The organism is Actinosynnema sp. NPDC023658, from assembly GCF_040639995.1.
Lineage (GTDB): Bacteria > Actinomycetota > Actinomycetes > Mycobacteriales > Pseudonocardiaceae > Actinosynnema.
Map to the genome: position 1 here is coordinate 1 of NZ_JBFAAX010001012.1, position 1938 is coordinate 1938.

The following is a 1938-nucleotide window of genomic DNA, read 5'->3' on the forward strand; positions in this document are numbered from 1 at the left end:
GGACCGGTCGAGCGACGACGCGTCGGGCGGGTCGGCGGGAGGAGCGGTCGGCGGGTCCTAGTCGCGGCCCAGGACGGAGGTCGTCGAACGCCGACCCCGGCGTGCCTGCTCGGCTCCGCGCCGCCACACCTCCTCGGGCGGGTCGCACTGCTCCGGTTCCCGCGGGTCGCAGCCGGTCTCGGCGAACACCTGCCGCGCCTGCCGGTCCAGCTCCTCCGCCACCTCCTGCTCGTCCAGCCGCCGGTGGACGCCCGCGAGCACGGCCAGCGCCCGGCCCTCGTGCAGCCGGAAGCCGCTGCGCCGCGCGTTGGCCAGCGCCTGGTCGGCGTGGCCGAGGGCCGCGTGGTGGTCGTCCCGGCTGACCTTGGCCAGCCCGATCAGGGCGTCGACCTCGGCCTGCTCGTGGCCGATCTGCCGGGCCAGCGCCAGCGCGCGGACGAAGTGGCGCGACGCCGGACCGCCCCGGCCCCTGGTGTGCTCGACGTTGCCCAGCACGTTGAGGCAGTTCACCTCGACCGCCTGGAACTGCACGCTGGTGGACAGCTCCAGAGAGCGCCGGGCGTGCCGTTCCGCGTCCTCCAGCCGGTACGCGCGGGCGTGCGTCATCGCCAGCCCGAAGTGCGCGACCGACTGGAGGTTGATCGCGCTGAGCCGCTCGCTGATCTCCAACCCCTGCCGCAGGTTCTCCGCGGCCTCGTCCAGCAGCCCGCGCTCGCACTGCACCAGGCCCAGGCGGGCCAGCAGGTCGGGCGCGACGTTGGGCAGCGGCACCTCCCGGCACACCTCCAGCGACCGGGTGAGGTAGTCGGCCGAGCGCCGCAGGTCGCCGCGCGCGTGGTGCAGCACGCCGAGGTTGCGCAGGGTCTCCATCACGACCCGCCGCACGCCCCGCTCCTCGACGATGGCCAGCGCCTCCTCCAGCAGCGGCACCGCGTCGTCCAGCCGGCCGTGGTTCTTGTGCAGGTGCAGCATGGCCACCGCGTTGAGGGCGACCGCCTCGAAGTCGCCTGCGCCGACCGTCCTGAAGTGCTGCAACGCGCTGCGGAAGTGGGTGATCGCACTGGTGCTGTCGGCCAGGAAGTACGCCGTCACCAGACCCATGCCCAGTTCCGTGACCCCGGACGCGTACGTGTCGCCGTGCCCCGTCGCCGCGTGCAGCGCGGCGCGCGCGGTGACGAGCCAGTCGTCGTAGTGGCGGTCGATGGAGAAGTAGCCGACGAGGGTGTCCGCGAGCAGCCAGCTGTAGGGCCGCAGCGGTCCGTCGGCGGCGCGCACGATCATCGCCACCAGGTTCGGCCGCTCGGCCTTGAGCCACGCCAACGCCTGCTGCGGTTCGGCGAACGACCCGGTCCGCTCCGGCTGGATCGGCTCCGGCAGCGGGATGTGGATGAACCACGGGCAGCACATGCGCTGTGCGGCGTTGGCCGTGTGCAGGTACCAGTCGTACAGCCGGCGCAGCGCGCGTTCCCGGTCGGCCTCGGTGTCCTCGACGTCGGCGCGTTCGGCGGCGTAGAGCCGCAGCAGGTCGTGGAACCGGAACCGGCCCACGCCCAGCGGCTCGACCAGGTGCGCGTCCGCCAGTCCGTTGAGCAGCCGTTCGGCTTCCTCGTCGTCCACGTCGGCCAGCTGGGCCGCCAGCGGGACGGTCAGCTCCGGGCCGGGCGCGAGCCCCAGCAGCCGGAAGAGCCTGCGCAGCGCGTCCGGCAGCGTGCGGTAGGACAGGTCGAACGCCGCCCGGACCGCCGTGCGCGACTCGTAGCCCGCGGCGAGCTTGCCCAGCAGGTTGCCCCGGCGCAGCTCGGCCACGTACTCGGTGTTGGTGCGCGTGGGCCGGCCGGCCAGGTTCGCCGCCGCGACCCGCAGCGCGAGCGGGAGGCACGCGCACAGCCGGGCGACCTCGGTGGCCGCCTCCGGCTCGGCCCGGACCCGGTCGTCACC

The 1938-nt window shown here is 74.3% G+C and carries 1 protein-coding gene; it reads right to left on the reverse strand.

The window, feature by feature from the left end:
- Positions 1-57: 57 nt before the first annotated feature.
- The coding region (locus AB0G02_RS37485; RefSeq protein ID WP_360804444.1) for a tetratricopeptide repeat protein at positions 58-1938 on the reverse strand (1881 nt) is incomplete at its 5' end.